Here is a 21,575-nt window from a genome sequence, read left to right on the forward strand (position 1 = left end):
CCATCAAGTACTGATTACGAGGAGTTCTACACATGGCTGCCGTGTGCGATGTCTGCGGAAAGGGCCCCGGCTTCGGTAAGTCGGTTTCACACTCCCATCGCCGGACCAGTCGTCGGTGGAACCCGAACATCCAGTCGGTGCGCGCCGTGGCGCGCCCGGGTGGCAACAAGCAGCGCGTGAACGTCTGCACCTCCTGCCTGAAGGCCGGCAAGGTCACCCGCGGTTAGTTCCGCACCCCAACTCGATCCGTCGTCCCATCGCGTCCCCGACGCGGTGGGACGATGTCGTGTCTGCACACCACCACCGCTATGGCAGTCGCCAGTCCACCGGATCGGCGCCCAGCTGGGTCAGCAGCTCGTTGGTGCGACTGAACGGTTTGGAACCGAAGAACCCCCGTGACGCCGACAGCGGTGACGGGTGCACCGACTCGATCACCGCGCAACCACCCTCCACCAGCAGTGGCTTCAGGGTGCCCGCATCGCGGCCCCACAGGATCGCGACCAGCGGCTGCGGTCGCGCCACCAACGCCCGGATGGCACATTCGGTGACCGCCTCCCAGCCCTTCCCACGATGGGAGGCCGGTGCGCCGGGACGCACCGTCAGCACCCTGTTCAGCAGCATCACGCCCTGCTCGGCCCACGGGCTCAGATCTCCGTTGGCGGGCGCCGGATAACCGAGATCGGAGCCGTACTCGGTGAAGATGTTCACCAGGCTGCGCGGCACCGGCCGGACATCGGGGGCCACCGAGAAACTCAGGCCCACGGCGTGCCCCGGCGTGGGGTACGGGTCCTGGCCGACGATGAGCACCCGAACCGCGTCGAACGGAAAGGTGAACGCCCGCAGGACGTTCTCCCCCGGTGGCAGGTATTGGTGGCCGGCCGCCAATTCGGCACGCAGGAACTCGCCGAGTTCGGTCACCTTCGGGGCCACCGGCTCGAGCGCACGCGCCCAACCGGGTTCGACCAGATCTGTCAGGGGGCGTGGTGTCACGAGGCCCAAAACTAGCGTGTCAGCCCATCAGTAGGACTGCCAGCCCGCACTTGCATGCCACGGCAGGCCGTCGACCGATACCGCCGGCGGTCCGTCGGTCGTCTCACCGATGACGCGCCACCCCGCCGGCACGGGTCCGTCGAACACCGCGGCCAGGGCGTGTTCCTCACCGCCGCCGAGCACCCACTCCCAACCGTCCCGTCCGGCCGCCGCCGCGGCGGCCGCCACCCGGTCGTGATCGGCGCTCAGCGCCTCCCGCGACAATGCGATGCCGACACCGGATGCGCCGGCGATATGGCCCAGATCCGCCAGCAGCCCGTCGGAGATATCGGTCATGGCGGTGGCCCCCGCCTCGGCGGCGACCCGACCCTGCCCGTACGGCGGCCGCGGCACGAGGTGGGCATCCCGCAGCTCATGATGGTCGTCGATGCCGTTGTCCCACAACGTATATCCGGCTGCAGAGGTTCCGAGATCACCGATCACGGCCACCTTTTGTCCCGGACCTGCGGTATCGCGGCGCACCGGCTCGCGGCCGTCGAGGTCGCCGAGCGCGGTGACCGAGATCACCCACAGCGGCGCGCTGACCAGATCACCGCCGGCGATACCACCACCGCACCGCAGCGCCTCCACCCACATGCCATCGGAAAGCTGCTGCGCGGCAGCGGCCGGAGTGTCCGGCGGAGCGGCGAAGGCGACGACGAACGCCGTCGGCACCGCGCCCATCGCCTCGATATCGGCGGCGTTCTGCGCGATCGCCTTGCGGCCGATATCGTGTGGCCGCGACCAGTCCAGTCGGAAATGCCGACCCTGCACCAGCATGTCGGTGCTCACCGCGGTCGCACCATGCAGCACAGCGGCGTCGTCGCCGGGGCCCAGCGTCACCGCGGGTGGTTGGCGCCGGTCGGCGACCAGCCGGTCGATCACCCCGAACTCGCCGACCTGTGCCAGAGTCGGCCCGTTGTCGGTCATCTCACCGTCCTGCCTGAAGTTCGGCGCCCTGTTCCACGGCGCCACCTGCGGTACGTTTGTTGCCTGCTTGAGTCTAGGGAAACGGAGGGCCACGGCCGTGGTGGAGGCGTTCATGCTGATACAGACCGAGGTGGGTCGCGCCGAGGTCGTCGCCAAGCAGCTGAGCGGTCTGAACGGTGTGATCTCGGCCGAGTATGTCACCGGTCCGTATGACGTGGTGGCGCGCATCGGCGCGGACAGCCAGGACGAGCTGCAGCGCGGCGTGGTCGACCGGGTCCAACAAGTGGCCGGGATCACCCGGACCCTGACCTGTCCGATCGCCGCGGGCGCACAGCCATAGAGTTACCGCTGTGAGTGACCCCGACGACCACGACGGCCCACCCCGCTCGCTGATCATCGCCGCCGTCGGCGTCGCCGTCGCCGCCGTGATCGTGCTACTGACCTTCGCGGCCACCAGACAGGCGGCGCCGGAAGAGAAGCCGGTGGCGATCGCCGCGGCGCCGGCACCGCAGGCAGAGTCCGCCGAATGCGTCGCCCTGATGGAGGCGTTGCCCGAGCAGCTCGGCGACTACCGGCGCGCCCAAGCCGTCGAACCCGTGCCTGCCGGGGCGGCGGCATGGCGCGCCGAGCCGTCGACGGATCCGGTCATCATGCGGTGCGGGCTGGAACGACCGGTCGACTTCCGGGTTGGCACGCCGGTGCAGGTGGTCGACGACGTCCAGTGGTTCGAGGTCAGCCAGGACGGGGTGAGCACGTGGTTCGCCGTCGATCGCCCGACCTATGTCGCGTTGACGCTGCCGTCGGGCTCGGGCCCGACGCCGATCCAGCTCATCTCCAAGGCGATAGCGCGGACCATGCCCGCCCAGCAGCCCGATCCGGCTCCGGCGCGCTGATCAGCGCAGGCCGGTGCCGCGCGCGACCGCGGTCTCGACCATGGTTGCCAGCAGCGTCGGGTAATCCAACCCGCTGGCCGCCCACATCCGCGGATACATCGAGATGGTGGTGAAGCCCGGCATCGTGTTGATCTCGTTGATCACCGGACCGTTCTCGGTGAGGAAGAAATCGACCCGCGCCAGCCCCTGACAGTCGATGGCCCGGAACGCCCGGATGGCCAGGGCGCGCAGGGCCTCGGCCACCTCGTCGTCGACCTTGGCCGGCACGTCGAGCTCGGCCGCATCCTCCAGATACTTGGTGGCGAAGTCGTAGAAAGTGTCCTCACGATCGCGCACCCCGGCGACCCGGATCTCACCGATCTCGCTGGCCTCGACGCGGCCGTCGGGGAATTCGAGTACACCGCATTCGACCTCGCGGCCGATGATGGCCGCCTCGACGATCACCTTCGGATCGTGGCGGCGCGCCTCGGCGATCGCCTCGGGCAATTGATCCCACGCCGTCACCCGGCTCACCCCGATCGACGAGCCTCCGCGCGCGGGCTTCACGAAGACCGGAAGGCCAAGCCGCTCACGATCATCGAGGCTCACGGTCTGCTGGTGAGGCCGCAGTACGACGTGGTCCCCGATCGGCAGGCCGTCGGCGACGAGGAGTTTCTTGGTGAATTCCTTGTCCATCCCGGTGGCGCTGGCCAGCACTCCGGCTCCGACGTAGGGCACCCCGGCGAGCTCCAGCAGGCCCTGGATGGTGCCGTCCTCGCCGTACGGACCGTGCAGTACCGGAAAGACGACGTCGACGGCGGCCAACACGGCACCGGCCCCCTCGCCGAGGGACAACAGCTCACCGCGGCGCACCGGGTCCGCGGTCAACGCGAGCGCGGTGCCGTCGGCAACGGCGGGCAACCGGCCGCCGGTGATGGCCAACGTCTCGGGCCTGCCGTCGGTCAACACCCACGAACCATCCGGAGTGATGCCGACGGCGACCACCTCGAAGCGTTCCGGATCGAGATTGCGCAGGATGCTGCCTGCTGAAACACAGGAAATCCCGTGCTCGGAGCTGCGTCCGCCATAGACGACGGCGACTCGGGTACGGGCACTCACAACCTGCAGAGGCTACCGGCTCCCGGTCGGGGTCGGCGTCTCAGGTGAGCGCGCGCTCGATGTCGGCGACGATATCGTCGGTGTCCTCGATGCCCAGCGAGATGCGTGCGAACCCGTCCCCGACCGGATCGCCCCAACGGGCCCGGCGATCCACGCAGGTGTGCAGTCCACCGAAACTCGTCGCGGCCACCAACAGCTCGCTGCGTTCGACCAGACCGTGGACGGCGGCAGCATCGGCCAATTCCACGGCCACCAGAGAACCGAATCGCCGCATCTGCTCGACGGCGACGGCGTGTGACGGATCGTCGGGCAGGCCCGGATAACGCACCGAACGCACCGCCGGATGATCGCGCAGCATCAACGCAACGGCCTGGGCATTGCGGCACTGCCGGTCGATGCGCAGTCCCGCACTGCCCAGACTGCGCAATGCCAGCCAGGCCTCGAAGGCCCCGAGCACCGGGCCTGCGAGCAACCGGTCGCGCTCGATTCTCGCCATCAGCTCCGGATGGCAGCCCGCGACATACCCGGCCAGCAGGTCGCTGTGTCCGGACAGTGCCTTGGTGGCACTGGCCACGACGAGGTCGGCGCCCAGCGACAGCGGCTGCACACCGAACGGTGTGGCTGCGGTGTTGTCGACGATCAGCGTGGCGCCGCGGGACCGGCAGATTGCCGCCAGCCGATGCAGGTCGACGACGTCGAGCGTCGGATTGACCGGTGTTTCGGCCAGCACGACATCGGCGCCGCCCGCCGCCTCACACATCTGCGCGGCAGTGGCTTCGATGACGGTGACTCCGCGCGGGGCAAGGTATTCCGTGGCGTAACGACGCACCTGGTAGTAGCCGTCGGCCGGTACCACCAGAGTCGCCTGCGGCATGGCCAGCACCCGCAGGACGGCGCTGATCGCACCCATGCCGGACCCGAACGCGAGCGCCCAGGTCGCGCCCTCGAGCTCGGCGAGCCCCGATTCCAGGCCGCGCCACGTCGGATTCGAGGCCCGTCCATAGGTATCCAAGGGGGCCGACTCGTCCGCGGACAGGTGGTATGCCGATGCCGGTACCGGCACCGGGGCCACCGGTGAACCTGGAATCCCTTGGTGACCAACAGCTTTGACGCTGCGGGTGGAGTCTCCGTAATCCATGGGCGTCCTACTCGGGTTTGGTGCTGCGACCCAACAACAACATCACGGCCTGTTCCACCGACAGACCCTGATGACACACGCGGTAGACCGCATCGGTCAATGGCATCTCGACGTCATAGCTGGAGGCCAGGGCGAGCACCGATTGGCACGAGGTCGCCCCTTCGGCGACATGGCCTTGCACTGCCTGCAGTGCCGACTCCATCGAACCGCCCCGCCCCAACCGCTCTCCGAAACTTCGGTTCCGCGACTGTGGCGAGGTGCAGGTGGCCACCAGATCACCGACGCCGGCCAATCCGGCGAGCGTTGCACCTTTGGCGCCCAACGCGATTCCCAGGCGCATGATCTCCGCCAGTCCCCTCGTGATGATCGCCGCGGAGGTGTTCTCGCCGAGCCCGGCACCGGCAGCCATCCCACAGGCCAGCGCGATGACGTTCTTGCAGGCGCCGCCGATCTCGGCACCGACCACATCGGAGTTGGTGTACGGACGGAAGTACGCCGTCGACAGGGCCCGCTGCAGGGCGACTGCGCGACCGGAATCGGCACACGCCACAACGGTCGCTGCCGGCTGCTCGTCGGCAACCTCCTTGGCCAGGTTCGGCCCGGTCACCACCGCCACCCGGGACGGATCCGCACCGGTCACCGCGACGATCACCTGGCTCATCCGCATCAGGGAATCCAACTCGATCCCCTTGGCCAGACTCACCAGGGTCGCGTCATCACCGATCAGCTGGTTCCAGTCGGTGAGATTGGTGCGCAAGGTCTGCGAGGGCACCCCGAGCAACACCGTGCACGCTCCGTCGAGGGCCTCGGCCGGATCACCGGTGGCCCTGATCGAACCGGGCAGGGCCACATCTCCGAGATAGTCCGGATTGCGATGCGTCGCATTGATCTGCGCGGCCAATTCGGGGCGCCTGGTCCACAACCGAACCCCATTACCCGCGTCTGCCAGCACCTTGGCCAGCGCTGTTCCCCATGCACCGGCACCCATCACAGCGGCTTCGACCACGACTCAACCCTAGTCGTTGCACCGAAGCTGGCAGGATGGCGGTATGAGTGTCGCCGGCGCGGGGTCGCAGGTCGCCGTGGTGATCGCGGTGAAGCGATTGACCGCGGCCAAGAGTCGGCTGTCCCCGGTCCTGCCTGCCGACGCCCGCGAACAGCTGGTGCTGGCGATGCTGACCGACACCGTGCATGCCGCCGCCGCGGTACCCGCGGTGAGTTCCGTCACCGTCGTCACACCCGACCGCGCCGCCGCTGCCGCTGCGCGTGCACTGGGCGCCACCGCGGTGGCCGACCCGACCCCTGCCGACCATCCCGATCCGCTGAACAATGCGCTGACCGCGGCCGAGGCCGCCATCGGTGCGTCCAATATCGTTGTGCTCCAGGGTGATCTTCCCGCTCTGCGATCCGCCGAACTGTCCGAGGCGGTCGCGCTGGCACAGCATCACCGGCGGAGTTTCGTCGGTGATCGGCACGGCACCGGAACGGCCGCACTGTTCGCCTTCGGCGTACCGCTCGATCCGCGTTTCGGTGCGGAATCCACGCGCCACCATGCCGATTCGGGCGCCCACGAACTGCAGGGCGACTGGCCGGGATTGCGGTGCGATATCGACACCCCGGACGACCTGACGGCGGCGTTGACGCTCGGGGTCGGCCCAGCCACCAGACTGGTCGTCGGAGGGCTGTGCCCCACCGGCTGCCAGAGCTGACCGCACTACTGGAATGAGCGATGGGGATAGGCGATGATCGAACAATGACCGAAGTCGAGACATCCGCAGCCGATCGAACGATCGCCGAAACTCCCGACTCGGCGCCCGACGCGCCACCGGCCGCGTCGGCAGCGGCGATCGACGACAGCCTGCCAGAAGACCGTTATCTCAATCGCGAGCTGAGCTGGCTGGACTTCAACGCCCGGGTGCTGGCGTTGGCCGCCGACAACTCGCTGCCACTGCTCGAACGCGCGAAATTTTTGGCCATCTTCTCGTCGAATCTCGACGAGTTCTACATGGTGCGGGTCGCGGGGTTGAAGCGGCGCGATGAGATGGGCCTCTCGGTGCGCTCCGCCGACGGTCTGTCCCCGCGCGAGCAACTGCGCCGCATCGGGGAACGCACCCAGCAGATCTCCAGCAGGCACGCCCAGGTATTCCTCGAAGCGGTGCGACCGGCACTGGCCGAGAAGGGAATAGTGATCGTCAGCTGGGCGGACCTCGGTGAAGACGAACGGGCCACCCTGTCGACCTACTTCCACGAGCAGGTTTTCCCGGTCCTCACCCCGCTCGCCGTCGACCCGGCCCATCCCTTTCCCTTCGTCAGTGGTCTGAGCCTCAATCTCGCGATCACTGTCCGCCAGCCCGACGACGGCACCCAGCACTTCGCCCGAATCAAGGTGCCCGACAACGTCGACCGCTTTGTCGAATTGCCGCGGCGCGCCGACGGCGACGGCGCGCAGGGGCCCATCCGGTTCCTGCCCCTCGAGGAACTGATCGGCGCGTTTCTCTCGGTGCTGTTCCCCGGCCTGGACATCGTGGAGCAGCACGCGTTCCGGATCACCCGCAACGCCGATTTCGAAGTGGCCGAGGATCGGGACGAAGACCTGTTGCAGGCGTTGGAACGTGAGCTGGCGCGCAGGCGCTTCGGTTCGCCGGTCCGCCTCGAGGTCGCCGACGATATGACCGAGAACATGCTCGAGCTGTTGTTGCGCGAGCTCGACGTGCACCCCGGTGACGTTATCGAGGTGCCAGGACTGCTGGACCTTTCGTCACTGTGGCAGATCTACGGTGTCGACCGCCCCGATCTGAAGGACCGCCCGTTCGTCCCCGCCACGCCCGCGGCCTTCGGTGAGCGCGAGACTCCCAAGAGCATCTTCTCGACGCTGCGCGACGGTGATGTGATGGTGCACCACCCCTACGACTCGTTCTCCACCACGGTGCAACGATTCATCGAGCAGGCTGCGGCCGATCCGAACGTGCTGGCCATCAAGCAGACGTTGTACCGGACCTCCGGCGACTCACCGATCGTCAATGCCCTCATCGACGCGGCCGAGGCAGGAAAGCAGGTCGTGGCCTTGGTGGAGATCAAGGCGCGCTTCGACGAACAAGCCAACATCAAATGGGCCCGCGCCTTGGAACAGGCGGGTGTCCACGTGGTCTATGGCTTGATCGGACTGAAAACACACTGCAAGACAGCTCTGGTGGTGCGGCGGGAAGGTTCGACCATTCGTCGCTACTGCCATATCGGTACCGGCAACTACAACCCGAAAACTGCACGGTTGTACGAAGATGTGGGGTTGTTGACGGCCTCCCCCGATATCGGTGCGGATCTGACCGATCTGTTCAACTCGCTCACCGGTTACTCCCGCAAGGTTGCCTATCGCAATCTGTTGGTGGCACCCCATAGTGTGCGCAAGGGAATCATCCGGCGCATCGAGCAGGAGACAGCGGCACATCAGGAGAACGGCCGGGGCCAAATCCGGTTGAAGGCCAACGCGTTGGTCGACGAGCAGGTGATCGATGCCCTCTACCGCGCCTCACAGGCCGGTGTCAGGGTCGAGGTGGTGGTGCGCGGAATCTGCGCGCTACGGCCCGGCCAGCCCGGTCTCTCGGAGAACATCGTGGTGCGGTCCATTCTGGGCCGGTTCCTGGAGCACTCGCGAATTATTCACTTTCGCGCCATCAACGAGTTCTGGATCGGCAGTGCCGACATGATGCATCGTAATCTGGACCGTCGCGTGGAAGTGATGGCCCAGGTGAAGGATCCGCGGCTGACCGCCCAGTTGGACGACATGCTCGAGTCCACCATGGATCCGGCGACCCGGTGCTGGGAGCTACAAGCCGACGGTCGCTGGATCGCGTTACCGCTGCCCGGGCAGACGGTACGGGATCACCAAGTGGAGCTCATGGCCAGGCACCGTGCGCCGTGACAGGAACCCCCCGATGATGACCACGTATAGGAGTTGATGTGTCGGACGCGCCGACCCGCCGCACGAAGAAGACAGTCCACGCGGCGGGCGCGGTGTTGTGGCGGGATCACGCCGGGCACACCGAGGTGGCGCTGGTACACCGTCCGCGGTACGACGATTGGTCCCTGCCCAAGGGAAAAGTCGACCCCGGTGAGACCCACCCGGTCACCGCGGTACGCGAGATCGGCGAGGAAACCGGTTACGCCGCACGGCTCGGACGACGGCTGTCGGTGATCACCTATCCGATCGGCGACACCACCAAGCGGGTCGTGTATTGGGCGGCCGAGGCCGTCGACGGCAAGTTCCGCCCGGCCGACGAAGTCGACGAGATGCTCTGGCTACCCCCGAAACAGGCGCTCAAACACCTGCAGTATCCGGCCGATCGCAAAGTGCTGCGCCGTTTCACCAAAGCACCGCACGATACCGAGACGGTACTGGTCGTGCGGCACGGCCGTGCGGGGTCGCGCTCGAAGTTCAAGGGTGATGACCGCAAGCGCCCCTTGGACAAGCACGGCCGTGCGCAGGCGGAATCACTGGTGGCGCAACTGCTTGCATTCGGGGCCACCGCGGTGCACGCCGCGCCACGGGTGCGCTGCAGCCAGACGGTCGAGCCGCTGGCTCAAGAGTTGGGCGTCGGGATCGAGTTGGAACCCGCCTTCACCGAGGAGGCCTACGCCGACGATCGCAAGGCCGCTCGGCACCGACTGCTCGATATCGCGGGCGCCGGAGGTGTTCCGGTGATCTGCACACAGGGAGCCGTGATACCCGATCTGATCAGCTGGTGGTGTGATCGTGGGGACGTGCGTCCGGACAAGTCGCGAAATCGTAAGGGCAGCACGTGGGTGTTGTCGTCGGTCGCAGGGAGGCCCATTGCGGCCGACCATCTGGGTAGTCCGCTGGGCATCCTCGACTGAGATTCGCTGCGCACTGCAAAAGCACCCCAAACCGGCTGGTTTGGGGTGCTTTTGCAGTACGGGTATTCCGACTTAGCGACGACCGCGCTTCGCGGGAGCCTTCTTGGCCGGAGCCTTCTTGGCCGGAGCCTTGGCGGCAGTGGCCTTCTTGGCCGGAGCCGCCTTCTTGGCAGCGGGTGCAGCCTTCTTCGCGGCGGGTGCAGCCTTCTTCGCGGCGGTGGTCTTCTTGGCCGGAGCCGCCTTCTTGACCGCGGTGGCCTTCTTGGCCGGAGCCGCCTTCTTCACAGCGGTGGCCTTCTTGGCCGGAGCCGCCTTCTTGGCCGGAGCGGCCTTCTTGGCAGCGGGTGCGGCCTTCTTCACTGCGGCACGCTTGGCCGGAGCAGCCTTCTTGGCGGCGCCGCGCTTGGCCGGAGCCGCCGCGACACCACGCTTGACGGCGGGGCCGTCGGCCGGGAGCCGCTGCGCGCCAGAAACAACCGCCTTGAACTGCGCTCCGGGACGGAAGGCCGGAACCGACGTCGGCTTGACCTTCACCGTCTCACCCGTGCGCGGGTTACGAGCGACACGGGCAGCGCGACGACGCTGCTCGAAAACACCGAAACCGGTGATGGTGACGCTCTCGCCCTTGTGCACGGCACGCACGATGGTGTCGACGATGTTCTCAACCGCGGCAGTAGCCTGTCGACGATCGGTGCCCAACTTGGTTGTGAGTGCGTCGATGAGCTCTGCTTTGTTCATGCAAACCCTCCGAAGTCCAGTGGTCCACTTTGGACCGACTAGAGGACACGGTAAACCCATTTGCTGCATATTTCCAAGAGCCACGCACAGTTTCAGCGGTAGCTGAGAGAAATTCGGCAATCCGATTGGCCCACTTGGGTAGTGGTACCGGCGTTCGAGAAAGCGGTTGCCGGGCCATATTTGAGGGCCCGGCAACCGCGAATTCAGGCCGGCAGGGTGCGGGGTTTGAAGCTCGGCCGACGCTGTTCGAAAGCGGTGATTTCATCCTGTTTCCGCAGCGTAAGGCCTATATCGTCGAGACCTTCCAGCAGCCGCCATGCGGTGTAGTCATCAATAGTGAACGGCACCATGACCGTTCCAGCGGTGATGGTTCGATCTTGAAGATTCACAGTGATTTCCAGGCCCGGATTCTGCTCGATCAGCTTCCACAGAAGTTCGACATCATCCTGAGAGACCTGAGCCGCCAACAGTCCCGCTTTTCCGGAGTTGCCCCGGAAGATATCGGCGAACCGGGGCGAGATGACGACCCGGAAGCCGTAATCCATCAGCGCCCAGACGGCATGCTCCCGGGAAGATCCGGTACCGAAATCCGGACCCGCGACCAAGACCGAACCCTTGTCGAATGGGGCGAGATTCAGGATGAAGGACGGATCATTGCGCCAGGCTGCGAACAAACCGTCCTCGAAACCCGTTCGGGTGACGCGCTTCAAATAGACCGCCGGGATGATCTGGTCGGTGTCCACATTGGACCGGCGCAACGGGACGCCGATGCCGGTGTGGGTCTGGAATGCCTGCATGTCCTGGTACTCCTAGCGCTTGGCGGAAATCGGGGCCAGATCGGCCGGCGACGACAGGGTTCCACGCACCGCGGTGGCGGCGGCCACCGCGGGCGAGACCAGATGGGTGCGACCACCCTTGCCTTGCCTGCCCTCGAAATTGCGATTGGACGTCGATGCGCACCGCTCGCCCGGGGCGAGTGTGTCCGGGTTCATCCCGAGACACATCGAGCAGCCGGCCTGCCGCCATTCGGCACCGGCTGCGACGAAGATCTCACCGAGACCCTCGGATTCGGCCTGCTGCCGCACGCGCATCGAGCCCGGAACGACGAGCATCCGCACGCCATCGGCCAACGTACGGCCGTCCAGGATCTCGGCGACCACGCGCAGGTCCTCGATACGGCCGTTGGTGCACGAGCCGACGAAGACCGCGTCCACCGGGATGTCGCGCATCGGCGTGCCCGGCCGAAGGTCCATATAGGTCAAGGCTTTCTCCGCGGCCTGACGCTCATCGTCGCTGAGCATCATCTCGGGATCCGGGACGTCGGCAGACAGCGGGACACCCTGTCCGGGGTTGGTGCCCCAGGTGACGAAGGGACTCAGCGAGCTCGCGTCCAGGTACACCTCGGTGTCGAATTCGGCCCCGTCGTCGGTGCGCAACTGCCGCCAGGCCGCCACCGCGGCATCCCAGTCCGCACCGGTCGGGGCGTGCGGCCGACCCTTCAGGAACTCGAAGGTGGTGTCGTCCGGCGCCACCATCCCGGCACGCGCTCCGGCTTCGATGCTCATATTGCAGATCGTCATCCGGCCTTCCATGGACAGCGATTCGATGGCGCTCCCCCGGTATTCGATGACGTGTCCCTGACCGCCCCCGGTCCCGATCTTGGCGATCACCGCCAAGATGATGTCCTTGGCGCTGACGCCTGCGGGCAGTTCGCCGTCGACATTGACCGCCATCGTCTTGAACGGCTTGAGGGCCAAAGTCTGGGTCGCCATGACGTGTTCGACCTCGGAGGTGCCGATACCCATGGCGATCGACCCGAACGCCCCATGGGTCGAGGTGTGGCTGTCACCGCAGACGATCGTCATGCCCGGCTGGGTCAGGCCCAACTGCGGGCCGATGATGTGCACGATGCCCTGCTCCGAATCGCCCATCGGATGCAACCGTATTCCGAACTCCGCACAGTTCCGGCGCAGGGTTTCGACCTGGGTGCGCGAGATCGGGTCGGCGATCGGCTTGTCGATATCGACCGTCGGAACGTTGTGATCCTCGGTGGCGATCGTCAGGTCGGGTCTGCGCACCGGCCGCCCGGCCAGACGCAGACCGTCGAAGGCTTGCGGACTGGTCACCTCGTGCACGAGGTGCAGGTCGATGTAGATCAGGTCCGGCTCCTTGGCCGCACCCTCACCGGCACCGTGGACCACGATGTGGTCCTCCCAGACCTTTTCGGCCAGGGTACGAGGCCGCGAATTCGACTGCGTCTGCTCCATGGATATCTCTATTCGGCTCGGGCGTACCGCCGTGACGGGCTGGCAATCTCACGATGCGGAACGCTAGTATCTCCCTGTGAGACAGGATAGCGGTATCGGCGTGCTCGACAAAGCGGTGGGAGTACTGCACACCGTGGCCGAGTCCCCCTGCGGGCTGGCCGAACTGTGCGAACGCACGGGGCTTCCGCGGGCCACCGCCCACCGGTTGGCCGCGGGGCTGGAAGTGCACCGGTTGTTGGCCCGGGACAACGAGGGGCGCTGGCGGCTGGGCCCGGCACTGACCGAACTCGCCGGACAGGTCAACGATCCCTTGCTGGCCGCCGGTGCCGCGGTGCTGCCGCGGCTGCGCGAGCTGACCGGCGAGAGCGTGCAGCTGTATCGCAGGGAAGGCAATTCACGGGTGTGCGTGGCATCCCTTGAGCCGCCCGTCGGCTTGCGCGACACGGTCCCCGTCGGAACCCGGCTACCGATGACGGCCGGCTCCGGGGCCAAAGTACTGCTGGCCTACAGCGATCCGGCATCACAACAGGCGATCCTGCCCGCCGCCAAATTCAGCGAGCGAACCCTGGCGGAAGTCCGCAAACGTGGCTGGGCACAGAGCGCGGCCGAGCGCGAGACCGGTGTCGCCAGCGTGTCCGCCCCGGTGCGCGACGGCCGCGGTGCCGTCATCGCCGCCATTTCCGTCTCGGGCCCGATCGACCGGATGGGCCGGCGTCCGGGCGCCCGCTGGGCGGCCGACCTGTTGGCCGCGTCCGAGGCACTCACCCGTCGGCTCTAGCAAACTCATCGCCGTCCGTTTATCGTTTACCCAGTGGCGCATTTCCGCGCCGGGGGAGGTCTGGACCACGGGTTCACAATCAGTGCAATGGCAGGCTGCCGCGCGACTGTTGCGGCGGTCGGGTTTCGGCACCACCGGGCGGGCGGTCGACGCCGTTGTCGGCAAGGATCGGGCACGGTATCTCGACGAGATACTCGGATTGGACCCGGCGGCCGACCCGGGGGCGGTCGCGACGCCGATGAGCTCGTATTCGACCCCCGCGCTACCGGCCAGCGAAGCTGCAACAGCTTCCTTTGTCAGCACCATGCTGGCCCAGATGCAGGATCTGTCCGGCTGGTGGATCCGCCGGATGGTCGCGGTGCGTGAGCCGGTGCACGAGAAATTGACCTTCGTCTGGCACAACCATTTCGCCACCTCCGCGGAGAAGGTGGTGGCCGCCGAGTTCATGGCCGCCCAGAACCAGACGCTGCGGACCCATACGCTCGGCGACTTTCGCGATCTCGCCTACGCCATGCTGACCGACTCGGCGATGTTGCGGTGGCTGGATGGGTTGGGAAACACCAAACAAGCACCGAACGAAAACCTCTCCCGCGAATTCATGGAGCTGTTCGCCCTCGGCCATGACAGCGGCTACACCGAACGCGATGTGCGCGAGGGGTCCCGCGCACTCACCGGTCGCTTCGACACCCTTGGCAATGGCACGGTGCTCGTCAGCGAACACCATGACGGTGGGATCAAGACCGTCCTCGGAACCACCGGGGCCCTCGGGGACACCGAGTTCTGCGATATCGTGCTGCGCCATCCCGCCTCGGCCCGATTCGTCACATCGAAACTGTGGCGGCTGCTGGCCGCCGATGACAACCCCAGCCGCGCGACATCTGACCGACTGGTGGCCGCCTACGGACCCGGCCGCAACCTCAAGGCCTTGACCAAGGCGATCTTCTCCGACCCCGAGTTCTACGACGCGGCGGGCACCGCCGTGGTCACCCCGGTCGATTGGTTGATCGGGATGCTGCGCTCGCTGTCGGTACCGCTGGACGGCCCGCAAACCCTCACCGCCTGCGATGTGGTCCTCAAGGTCATGGGTCAACGCCCGTTCGCACCACCGGATGTCGATGGGTGGCCGCAGGGCCGGGTGTGGCTTTCCAATACGAGTGCGGCCGCGCGGGTCTGGGCGGCCGATCGTTTCGTCCCGTTGGGCGACTACTCCCCCGTGCAGGATGCCCCCACCGCGGATCGCATCGACGCCGTCGGCTATCTGCTCGGTATCGGCGCATGGTCCGATACCACCGCCGCGGCCCTGCGGCCGCTGGTCGGCAACCCGCAACGACTGGTCGTCGCGGCCGTCAACTCGCCCGAATACCTGACGGTGTAGTGGAGTTCGGAGGATCACTCGTGGGCGATATCAACAGGCGCAAGTTCCTCCTTGCCAGTGCCGGTGCGGCCGGACTGGCCGCGGCGGCGGGTGCGGCGGTCAGCCTGCCGCAGATGTTCGAGCGCGCACAGGTTGCCCCGTTGCCCGCCGATACCGGGATCCTGGTGATCCTGACCCTCTACGGCGGCAACGACGGACTGAACACGGTGATCCCCTACACCGACGGTGCGTACTACGACGCGAGACCGGAGTTGGCTTTCGCACCGAGCACCGCGATCGATCTCGACGGCGCAGTCGGGCTCAACCCCGCGCTCGGCGGCCTCGCCGAATCGTGGAACACGAACAATCTCGCGATCGTCCGGGGCGTCGGCTACCCCAAGCAGGATCGCAGCCACTTCCGCTCGATGGACATCTGGCAGACCGCGTCGCCGGACGACCCGACCGCGACCGGATGGATCGGACGATGGCTGGACACCACCGGTGACGATCCGCTGCGTGCGGTCAATATCGGCACCGTGCTCCCCCCCATGGCGATCGGCCAGAACCGCACGGCCGCAGGGCTTTCCCCGACCATCCCGAAGATGCCGACCGATATTTCCAGCGTCTTGGATGCGATGAGCGCCTCCGATGCCGAAGACACCGCGGCCATGGCCGCGGTCCGCGCCGATTACCAGGCCTATCGGGTCACCGACGAGACATTCCGCGGCTTCACCGACAGCCCGCTGCCCACCACGGCCGCCACCGATCTCGGCAAGCAACTGGCCGACGATCTGGAACTGGTCGCCCAGTGCGTGCGCGCCGGTGTCCCCACCAAGGTCTACATGGTGTCCCTCGGCGGATTCGACACGCACGCCAACGAGAGAAACGACCAGCAGCGCCTCTTGGCCGCTCTCAACGATGCCCTGGTGCCGTTTCTCAAACAGATGCGTAACAGTGCCTACGGCCGGCGGGTGGTGACGATGATCTATTCGGAGTTCGGCCGACGCGTCGCCGCCAACGCGACCCAGGGCACCGATCACGGCACCTCAGGGCCGGTCCTGATCGTCGGTGAACCCGTGCGGGGTGGGTTCTACGGTGACGCGCCGAGTCTGACTGATCTCCAGGACGGCGACCTCAAGACCACCACCGATTTCCGAGACGTTTATCACGAATTGCTCGACAAGACACTCGGTGCGGATCCGGAACCCTCGGTGGGTCCCGGCCGTAAGGCCATCGGCTTCCTCTGAGGGCACAACCGCCGGCACACACAGTGAGTCCACGGACCCGGAAAACAAAAGGAGTCCCAGGATCTCTCCTGGGACTCCATCTGTACCCCCGATGGGATTCGAACCCACGCTACCGCCGTGAGAGGGCGGCGTCCTAGGCCGCTAGACGACGGGGGCTAGAACAACTTCCGGACGGTCAGCATAGCTCAGGAGCTTGTGCCAACCTAATCGCCCGGACAGCTGGGGTACCAGGACTCGAACCTAGAATGAGGGAATCAGAATCCCTAGTGTTGCCAATTACACCATACCCCATTTGATGCCTATCCCTGCAGGTCAAGGCATCTTTCGGACCGTTTCCCACTCGCGTGGATCACTCCAGAGCGGTTATCGGGCCGACGAGAAGACTACCAAACATTTCGGAGCACTTTCACACCCCACCCCGTGCGGCGGTCAACCGCGCGAGGCTGCGCTCGCGACCCAGCAGCTCCATGGACTCGAACAGCGGCGGGCTGACGGTGGCCCCGGTGATCGCCACCCGCAGCGGACCGAAGGCCTTCCGCGGTTTGAGCTCCAATTCCTCCAGCAGCGATGCCTTCAGCGCCTGCTCGATGGCCGCGGTCGTCCATTCGGGCAGCGGCTCGAGAGCCGCCAGCGCGGCGTCCAGCACCGCGGCCGCCTCGGGCTTGAGCTCCTTGGCCGCCGCCTTCTCGTCGATGCCATAGCTCGCGTCATCGAAGAACTTCAACAGCTCCCATGCATCGCCGAGCACCACGATGCGGGTTTGCACCAACGCGGCGGCCTCGGCGAAGGCGGCATCGGTCAGGCCGGTGTCGTGACCGTGGGCGCCCAGATACGCCCGCAGCCGAGCGGTGAAATCCTCCGGCGCCAACAGCCGGATGTGCTCGGCGTTGATCGCATCGGCCTTCTTCTGGTCGAACCTCGCCGGATTGGAGTTGACGTTGACCACGTCGAACGCGGCGACCATCTCGTCGAGGCTGAACAGATCGTGGTCGTCGGCGATCCCCCAGCCCAGCAGGGCAAGATAATTCAGCAGCCCCTCGGGGATGAACCCGCGATCGCGGTGCAGGAACAGGTTGGACTGCGGATCGCGCTTGGACAGCTTCTTGTTGCCCTCACCCAGAACACTTGGCAGGTGCGCGAACTCGGGTATGAAATCGGTCACCCCGATCCGGATCAGCGCCTGGTAGAGCGCCAATTGGCGAGGAGTCGACGGCAGCAGGTCCTCCCCCCGCAGCACATGGGTGACCTTCATCAGCGCGTCGTCGACCGGGTTGACCAACGTGTACAACGGATCCCCACTGGCGCGGGTGATCGCGAAATCGGGTACCACCCCGGCAGCGAAGGTGGTCTCCCCGCGCACCAGGTCGGTCCAGGACAGATCGGCATCGGGCATCCGCAGGCGAAGCACCGGCTTGCGGCCCTGCGCCTCGAACTCGGCGCGCTGGGCGTCGGTGAGGTCGCGATCATGATTATCGTAGCCGAGCTTGGGATTACGGCCGGCAGCCAGATGACGGGCCTCCACCTCCTCGGGAGTCGAGTAGGCGGGGTACACCTCGCCGGCGTCGAGCAGTTTGGCGATCACCTCGCGGTAGATCTCCGACCGCTCTGACTGCCGATACGGCCCGTACGGTCCGCCCACCTCGGGACCTTCGTCCCAGTCCATGCCGAGCCAACGCAGCGCGTCGAGGATGGCCTCGTAGCTCTCCTGGCTGTCCCGCGCGGCGTCGGTGTCCTCGATGCGGAAGACGAATGCGCCGCCGGTGTGACGGGCGTAGGCCCAGTTGAACAGCGCCGTCCGGACCAACCCGACGTGCGGGGTACCGGTCGGTGACGGACAGAAACGTACCCGGACGGGAGAGTTCATTGCTACTTTCCTTTTCGCACAACGGGATTGGTCAGAGTGCCGATACCCTCGACGGTGATGCTGACGGTGTCACCGTCTTCGATCGGTCCGACCCCCTCGGGGGTGCCGGTCAGGATGAGGTCACCGGGAAGCAGCGTCATGACCGCGGAGACCCACTCGACGATGGCGCCGACATCATGCAGCAGCAGCGCGGTGTTGCTGTCCTGCCGCACGGTGCCGTTGACCTCCGTGCGGATGCCCAGGCCAGAAGGATCGACATCGGTTTCGATCCACGGCCCGACCGGGCAGAAGGTGTCGTGGCCTTTGGCTCGCATCCACTGGCCGTCCTTCTTCTGCTGATCGCGCGCGGACACATCATTGGCGATGGTGTAGCCGAGGATGTAATCGGCGGCCTTCGCGGCCGGGACGTCCTTACACGGCCGTTCGATGACGATGACCAGCTCACCCTCATGGTGAACAGGATGCGCGTCGGCGGGCAGCTGGATCGGCACGTTGGGACCGATGATGGCCGTGTTGGGCTTGAGGAAGATCACCGGATCCTCGGGGGCCTCGCCACCCATCTCGCGCGCATGGGCCGCGTAGTTCTTGCCCATGCAGACCACCTTCGAGGCCAGGATCGGCGCCAGCAGCCGGACATCGGCCAATGGCCAGCTGCGCCCGGTGAAGGTCGGATTGCGGGAGAGGTACTGCTCGGCGACCTCTCGGCACACCGCACTGTGTGTCGAGTCACCTTCGATGACCACGAAGGCGACCCCATCCGGACTGGCAATTCGACCTAGACGCATACGTCCAGCCTAATGAGCGGCCACGATGTCCATCCAGTGGGGACGGCCGACACCGCGTGTCTCATATTATGAGAAATCAGTTCAATATGATGAGATTCCCATGGCAGCATGAACACCATGTCCACGACGATCAGCACCGCCCGCCGATGGTCGATGCTGGTGATCGCACTGCTGGCCACCACGTTCGCCAATGTGTTCATCAACGGCGCGGCCTTCCTGATTCCCACGCTGCACGACCAGCGCGGTCTCGATCTCGCCTCCGCAGGGCTGCTGTCCGCGATGCCCAGCTTCGGCCTGGTGCTGACCCTGATCGCCTGGGGCTGGTTGGTGGACAGGGTGGGCGAAAGAATCGTGCTGACGATCGGGTCGGCACTGACGGCAACCTTTGCCTTCTGTGCGGCCGCGGCAGATTCGTTGTGGGCCACGGGAGCTTTTCTCCTGCTCGGCGGAATGGCCGCCGCGAGTAGCAATTCCGCGAGTGGACGCGTGGTGGTCGGATGGTTCCCTCCCGAGCAGCGCGGGCTGGCGATGGGCATCCGGCAAACCTCGACACCACTGGGTGTCGGACTGGGCGCACTGGTCATTCCCCGCATCGCCGAGAGTCACGGGGTGTCCACGGCCTTGTTGTTCCCCGCCGTGGTGTGCGTCGCGTCGGCGCTGATCTGTGCGGTCGGCGTGCTCGATCCACCGCGGCCGCCCCGGTCGGATGCGCCGCCGGAGCACCTGGTGAACCCGTACCGAAAGTCCTCGGTGTTGGTACGGATCCACGCGGTGTCGGTATTGCTGGTCATTCCACAGGGTTTCGTATGGACTTTCATGCTCGTCTGGCTGATGACCGACCGCGACTGGTCGGCCGGGTCGGCAGGAGTCCTGGTCACCGTCGCCCAGGTACTCGGCGCAGGCGGCCGCATCGCGGCAGGCAGATGGTCCGATGTCATCGGATCCCGGCTCCGCCCCATCCGCTACATCGCCGCTGCCGCATCGGCCACCATGGCGCTGCTGGCACTGACCGACGCGCTGGGTTCGCCGATGAGCGTGGCGTTGATGGTGTTCGCCTCACTGGTGACGGTGTCCGACAACGGTTTGGCGTTCACCGCGATCGCCGAGATCGCGGGCCCGTTCTGGAGCGGCCGCGCCCTGGGGACCCAGAACACCAGTCAGCATCTGGCCACGGCAGTGGCGTCCCCGTTGTTCGGTGCGCTGATCTCGTTCGCGGGTTTTCCGTTGGCGTTCGCCGTCTGCGCATTGTTCCCCGTGGCCGCCTATCCCTTGGTTCCCACCACCACCGAAGATTCCACCTCCGCGAAATAGCACACATTCTAAGAACTTTGGGCACTCCCCCAGCTCGGTCGGCTGTGTTGACCATCACCCACGGCGGACTTGTCGTCCCGCGTCGCGACGGGCCAGAATGGTCAGTGCACATTGGAATTATTCCAGATTAAGGAGTGTTCGATGCCCTTGCTGACAATCGGCGACCAATTCCCCGCATACGACCTGACCGCGGTCATCGGTGGCGACCTGAGCAAGGTGGATGCCAAGCAGCCCGACGACTACTTCACCCGGGTCACCAGCTCCGACCACGAGGGCAAGTGGCGAATCGTGTTCTTCTGGCCCAAGGACTTCACCTTCGTCTGCCCCACAGAGATTGCCGCCTTCGGCAAGCTCAACGACGACTTCGAGGACCGCGACGCCAAGGTGCTCGGCGTGTCCGTCGACAACGAGTTCGTGCATTTCCAGTGGCGCGCGCAGCACGACGAGCTCAAGAAGCTCCCGTTCCCGATGGTGTCGGACCTCAAGCGTGAACTGGCCACGGCCACCGGCGTCCTCAATGCCGACGGAGTGGCCGACCGTGCCACGTTCATCGTCGATCCCAATAACGAGATCCAGTTCGTTTCGGTGACGGCAGGTTCGGTGGGGCGCAACGTCGACGAGGTACTTCGGGTGCTCGATGCCCTGCAGTCCGACGAGTTGTGCGCGTGCAACTGGCGCAAGGGTGACCCGACGATCGATGCCGGCGAACTTCTGGCAGAGGCGGTCTGAGCATGAGCCTGGACAACATCAAGGAAGCACTCCCGGAGTACGCCAAGGATCTCAAGCTCAATCTGGGCAGCATCGCCCGGACCACCGAGCTCTCCGAGCAGCAGCTCTGGGGTGCGTTCGTGGCCACCGCGGCGGCGACCAAGTCGGAGCGTCTGCTCCGCGAGATCGCCGAGGACGCCCTCGACATCCTGTCCGGCGAGGCCTACAACGCCGCACTCGGTGCGGCCGCGGTGATGGGGATGAACAACGTCTTCTACCGCACCAAGGGCCAGCTCGACGGTCGCTACGATGATCTGCGCGCCGGCTTGCGGATGAACATCATCGCCAATCCCGGTGTGGCCAAGGAAGATTTCGAACTGTGGTCGCTTGCCGTATCGGCGATCAATGGTTGTGGCCACTGCCTGTCGGCGCACGAGACCGTGCTGCGCGACGCCGGCGTCGAACGCACCGCGATCTTCGAGGCCATCCGGTTGGCCTCGATCGTCTCCGGTGTCGCCCAGGCGCTCTCGACGGCCGACACCCTGGCAGGCGTTTCCTAAGCA

At 66.1% G+C, this 21,575-nt stretch carries 22 protein-coding genes and 2 tRNA genes; 12 read left to right on the forward strand and 12 right to left on the reverse strand.

Annotated elements, in window-relative coordinates; genetic code table 11:
* Window positions 1-32: 32 nt before the first annotated feature.
* Window positions 33-227, forward strand: a complete 195-nt coding sequence (rpmB, locus tag IC40_RS0116035) for a 50S ribosomal protein L28 (RefSeq protein WP_030135717.1) — start codon at window positions 33-35, stop codon at window positions 225-227.
* Between the two features lie 79 nt (window positions 228-306).
* Here rpmB and IC40_RS0116040 read toward each other — a convergent pair whose 3' ends face one another.
* Window positions 307-990 carry a uracil-DNA glycosylase gene (locus tag IC40_RS0116040; protein WP_030135718.1) on the reverse strand — a complete coding sequence of 228 codons (684 nt, stop codon included), beginning with the start codon at window positions 988-990 and terminating at the stop codon, window positions 307-309.
* Between the two features lie 27 nt (window positions 991-1,017).
* The gene (locus tag IC40_RS0116045) at window positions 1,018-1,959 is read right to left on the reverse strand and encodes a thiamine-phosphate kinase (RefSeq protein WP_030135719.1); all 942 of its coding nucleotides are present in this window, start codon (window positions 1,957-1,959) and stop codon (window positions 1,018-1,020) included.
* A gap of 97 nt (window positions 1,960-2,056) precedes the next feature.
* Here IC40_RS0116045 and IC40_RS0116050 point away from each other — a divergent pair, with 97 nt between their 5' ends.
* Together IC40_RS0116050 and IC40_RS0116055 are read left to right on the forward strand one after the other, a co-directional pair.
* Window positions 2,057-2,299 (forward strand): Lrp/AsnC ligand binding domain-containing protein, encoded by a 243-nt coding sequence (locus tag IC40_RS0116050; protein WP_030135720.1) that lies wholly within the window; start codon window positions 2,057-2,059, stop codon window positions 2,297-2,299.
* Window positions 2,300-2,309: 10 nt separating this feature from the next.
* Window positions 2,310-2,852, forward strand: coding sequence for a DUF3515 domain-containing protein (locus IC40_RS0116055; protein ID WP_030135721.1), 543 nt, complete (start codon window positions 2,310-2,312; stop codon window positions 2,850-2,852).
* Here the strand turns inward: IC40_RS0116055 and IC40_RS0116060 are convergent, their stop codons facing one another.
* The 3 genes from IC40_RS0116060 to IC40_RS0116070 are packed head-to-tail and all read right to left on the reverse strand — an operon-like array spanning window position 2,853 to window position 6,094.
* Window positions 2,853-3,950, reverse strand: a complete 1,098-nt coding sequence (locus IC40_RS0116060; protein ID WP_030135722.1) for a D-alanine--D-alanine ligase family protein — start codon at window positions 3,948-3,950, stop codon at window positions 2,853-2,855.
* A gap of 40 nt (window positions 3,951-3,990) precedes the next feature.
* Window positions 3,991-5,088 carry a cystathionine gamma-lyase gene (locus IC40_RS0116065; RefSeq protein WP_030135723.1) on the reverse strand — a complete coding sequence of 366 codons (1,098 nt, stop codon included), beginning with the start codon at window positions 5,086-5,088 and terminating at the stop codon, window positions 3,991-3,993.
* 7 nt (window positions 5,089-5,095) lie between these two features.
* The gene (locus IC40_RS0116070; protein WP_030135724.1) at window positions 5,096-6,094 is read right to left on the reverse strand and encodes an NAD(P)H-dependent glycerol-3-phosphate dehydrogenase; all 999 of its coding nucleotides are present in this window, start codon (window positions 6,092-6,094) and stop codon (window positions 5,096-5,098) included.
* A gap of 43 nt (window positions 6,095-6,137) precedes the next feature.
* Between IC40_RS0116070 and cofC the strand changes: the two genes are divergently transcribed.
* Genes cofC through mutT1 form a run of 3 tightly spaced genes read left to right on the forward strand, consistent with a single transcriptional unit; the run spans window position 6,138 to window position 9,960 of the window.
* A complete protein-coding gene (cofC, locus tag IC40_RS0116075; RefSeq protein WP_036462757.1) occupies window positions 6,138-6,797 on the forward strand; it encodes a 2-phospho-L-lactate guanylyltransferase in 660 nt (219 codons plus the stop codon).
* Between the two features lie 44 nt (window positions 6,798-6,841).
* Entirely contained in the window at window positions 6,842-9,007 is a 2,166-nt protein-coding gene (locus IC40_RS0116080; protein WP_030135726.1) for an RNA degradosome polyphosphate kinase, read from the forward strand.
* A gap of 38 nt (window positions 9,008-9,045) precedes the next feature.
* Window positions 9,046-9,960, forward strand: coding sequence for an 8-oxo-(d)GTP phosphatase MutT1 (mutT1, locus tag IC40_RS0116085; RefSeq protein ID WP_030135727.1), 915 nt, complete (start codon window positions 9,046-9,048; stop codon window positions 9,958-9,960).
* 72 nt (window positions 9,961-10,032) lie between these two features.
* Here the strand turns inward: mutT1 and IC40_RS0116090 are convergent, their stop codons facing one another.
* From IC40_RS0116090 to leuC, 3 genes are all read right to left on the reverse strand, one after another.
* On the reverse strand, window positions 10,033-10,698 hold the full coding sequence (locus IC40_RS0116090; RefSeq protein ID WP_030135728.1) for an HU family DNA-binding protein: 666 nt from the start codon (window positions 10,696-10,698) through the stop codon (window positions 10,033-10,035).
* A 203-nt stretch (window positions 10,699-10,901) separates the two neighbouring features.
* Window positions 10,902-11,495 (reverse strand): 3-isopropylmalate dehydratase small subunit, encoded by a 594-nt coding sequence (leuD, locus tag IC40_RS0116095; RefSeq protein WP_030135729.1) that lies wholly within the window; start codon window positions 11,493-11,495, stop codon window positions 10,902-10,904.
* Window positions 11,496-11,507: 12 nt separating this feature from the next.
* Entirely contained in the window at window positions 11,508-12,965 is a 1,458-nt protein-coding gene (gene leuC / locus IC40_RS0116100) for a 3-isopropylmalate dehydratase large subunit (RefSeq protein WP_030135730.1), read from the reverse strand.
* 76 nt (window positions 12,966-13,041) lie between these two features.
* Here leuC and IC40_RS0116105 point away from each other — a divergent pair, with 76 nt between their 5' ends.
* The 3 genes from IC40_RS0116105 (at window position 13,042) to IC40_RS0116115 (ending at window position 16,344) form a co-directional block, all read left to right on the forward strand.
* The gene (locus IC40_RS0116105) at window positions 13,042-13,743 is read left to right on the forward strand and encodes an IclR family transcriptional regulator (protein WP_030135731.1); all 702 of its coding nucleotides are present in this window, start codon (window positions 13,042-13,044) and stop codon (window positions 13,741-13,743) included.
* A gap of 82 nt (window positions 13,744-13,825) precedes the next feature.
* Window positions 13,826-15,118 (forward strand): DUF1800 domain-containing protein, encoded by a 1,293-nt coding sequence (locus tag IC40_RS0116110; protein WP_030135732.1) that lies wholly within the window; start codon window positions 13,826-13,828, stop codon window positions 15,116-15,118.
* 20 nt (window positions 15,119-15,138) lie between these two features.
* Window positions 15,139-16,344 carry a DUF1501 domain-containing protein gene (locus IC40_RS0116115; protein ID WP_030135733.1) on the forward strand — a complete coding sequence of 402 codons (1,206 nt, stop codon included), beginning with the start codon at window positions 15,139-15,141 and terminating at the stop codon, window positions 16,342-16,344.
* An 83-nt stretch (window positions 16,345-16,427) separates the two neighbouring features.
* Here IC40_RS0116115 and IC40_RS0116120 read toward each other — a convergent pair.
* From IC40_RS0116120 to IC40_RS0116135, 4 genes are all read right to left on the reverse strand, one after another.
* Window positions 16,428-16,500, reverse strand: a tRNA-Glu gene (locus IC40_RS0116120).
* A gap of 63 nt (window positions 16,501-16,563) precedes the next feature.
* A tRNA-Gln gene (locus IC40_RS0116125) sits at window positions 16,564-16,635 on the reverse strand.
* A 115-nt stretch (window positions 16,636-16,750) separates the two neighbouring features.
* On the reverse strand, window positions 16,751-18,208 hold the full coding sequence (gene gltX / locus IC40_RS0116130; RefSeq protein WP_030135734.1) for a glutamate--tRNA ligase: 1,458 nt from the start codon (window positions 18,206-18,208) through the stop codon (window positions 16,751-16,753).
* 2 nt (window positions 18,209-18,210) lie between these two features.
* The gene (locus IC40_RS0116135; protein WP_030135735.1) at window positions 18,211-18,993 is read right to left on the reverse strand and encodes a fumarylacetoacetate hydrolase family protein; all 783 of its coding nucleotides are present in this window, start codon (window positions 18,991-18,993) and stop codon (window positions 18,211-18,213) included.
* Window positions 18,994-19,101: 108 nt separating this feature from the next.
* Between IC40_RS0116135 and IC40_RS0116140 the strand changes: the two genes are divergently transcribed.
* From IC40_RS0116140 to ahpD, 3 genes are all read left to right on the forward strand, one after another.
* On the forward strand, window positions 19,102-20,304 hold the full coding sequence (locus IC40_RS0116140) for an MFS transporter (protein ID WP_110783250.1): 1,203 nt from the start codon (window positions 19,102-19,104) through the stop codon (window positions 20,302-20,304).
* 141 nt (window positions 20,305-20,445) lie between these two features.
* Window positions 20,446-21,033, forward strand: coding sequence for a peroxiredoxin (locus IC40_RS0116145; protein ID WP_030135737.1), 588 nt, complete (start codon window positions 20,446-20,448; stop codon window positions 21,031-21,033).
* 2 nt (window positions 21,034-21,035) lie between these two features.
* A complete protein-coding gene (gene ahpD, locus IC40_RS0116150) occupies window positions 21,036-21,572 on the forward strand; it encodes an alkyl hydroperoxide reductase AhpD (RefSeq protein ID WP_030135738.1) in 537 nt (178 codons plus the stop codon).
* The last annotated feature ends 3 nt before the right edge of the window (window positions 21,573-21,575 follow it).

Origin of the sequence: Mycolicibacterium neoaurum ATCC 25795, from assembly GCF_000691525.1 — a bacterium.
Classification (GTDB): domain Bacteria; phylum Actinomycetota; class Actinomycetes; order Mycobacteriales; family Mycobacteriaceae; genus Mycobacterium; species Mycobacterium neoaurum.

Excerpts from the sequence above, each read along its gene's own strand:
- IC40_RS0116065 (WP_030135723.1), bottom strand. The coding sequence starts at position 5,088 with ATGGATTACGGAGACTCCACCCGCAGCGTCAAAGCTGTTGGTCACCAA.
- ahpD (WP_030135738.1), top strand. The coding sequence starts at position 21,036 with ATGAGCCTGGACAACATCAAGGAAGCACTCCCGGAGTACGCCAAGGAT.
- IC40_RS0116045 (WP_030135719.1), bottom strand. The coding sequence starts at position 1,959 with ATGACCGACAACGGGCCGACTCTGGCACAGGTCGGCGAGTTCGGGGTG.
- gltX (WP_030135734.1), bottom strand. The coding sequence starts at position 18,208 with ATGAACTCTCCCGTCCGGGTACGTTTCTGTCCGTCACCGACCGGTACC.
- IC40_RS0116080 (WP_030135726.1), top strand. The coding sequence starts at position 6,842 with ATGACCGAAGTCGAGACATCCGCAGCCGATCGAACGATCGCCGAAACT.
- IC40_RS0116090 (WP_030135728.1), bottom strand. The coding sequence starts at position 10,698 with ATGAACAAAGCAGAGCTCATCGACGCACTCACAACCAAGTTGGGCACC.
- rpmB (WP_030135717.1), top strand. The coding sequence starts at position 33 with ATGGCTGCCGTGTGCGATGTCTGCGGAAAGGGCCCCGGCTTCGGTAAG.
- IC40_RS0116140 (WP_110783250.1), top strand. The coding sequence starts at position 19,102 with ATGAACACCATGTCCACGACGATCAGCACCGCCCGCCGATGGTCGATG.
- cofC (WP_036462757.1), top strand. The coding sequence starts at position 6,138 with ATGAGTGTCGCCGGCGCGGGGTCGCAGGTCGCCGTGGTGATCGCGGTG.
- leuC (WP_030135730.1), bottom strand. The coding sequence starts at position 12,965 with ATGGAGCAGACGCAGTCGAATTCGCGGCCTCGTACCCTGGCCGAAAAG.
- leuD (WP_030135729.1), bottom strand. The coding sequence starts at position 11,495 with ATGCAGGCATTCCAGACCCACACCGGCATCGGCGTCCCGTTGCGCCGG.
- IC40_RS0116145 (WP_030135737.1), top strand. The coding sequence starts at position 20,446 with ATGCCCTTGCTGACAATCGGCGACCAATTCCCCGCATACGACCTGACC.
- IC40_RS0116135 (WP_030135735.1), bottom strand. The coding sequence starts at position 18,993 with ATGCGTCTAGGTCGAATTGCCAGTCCGGATGGGGTCGCCTTCGTGGTC.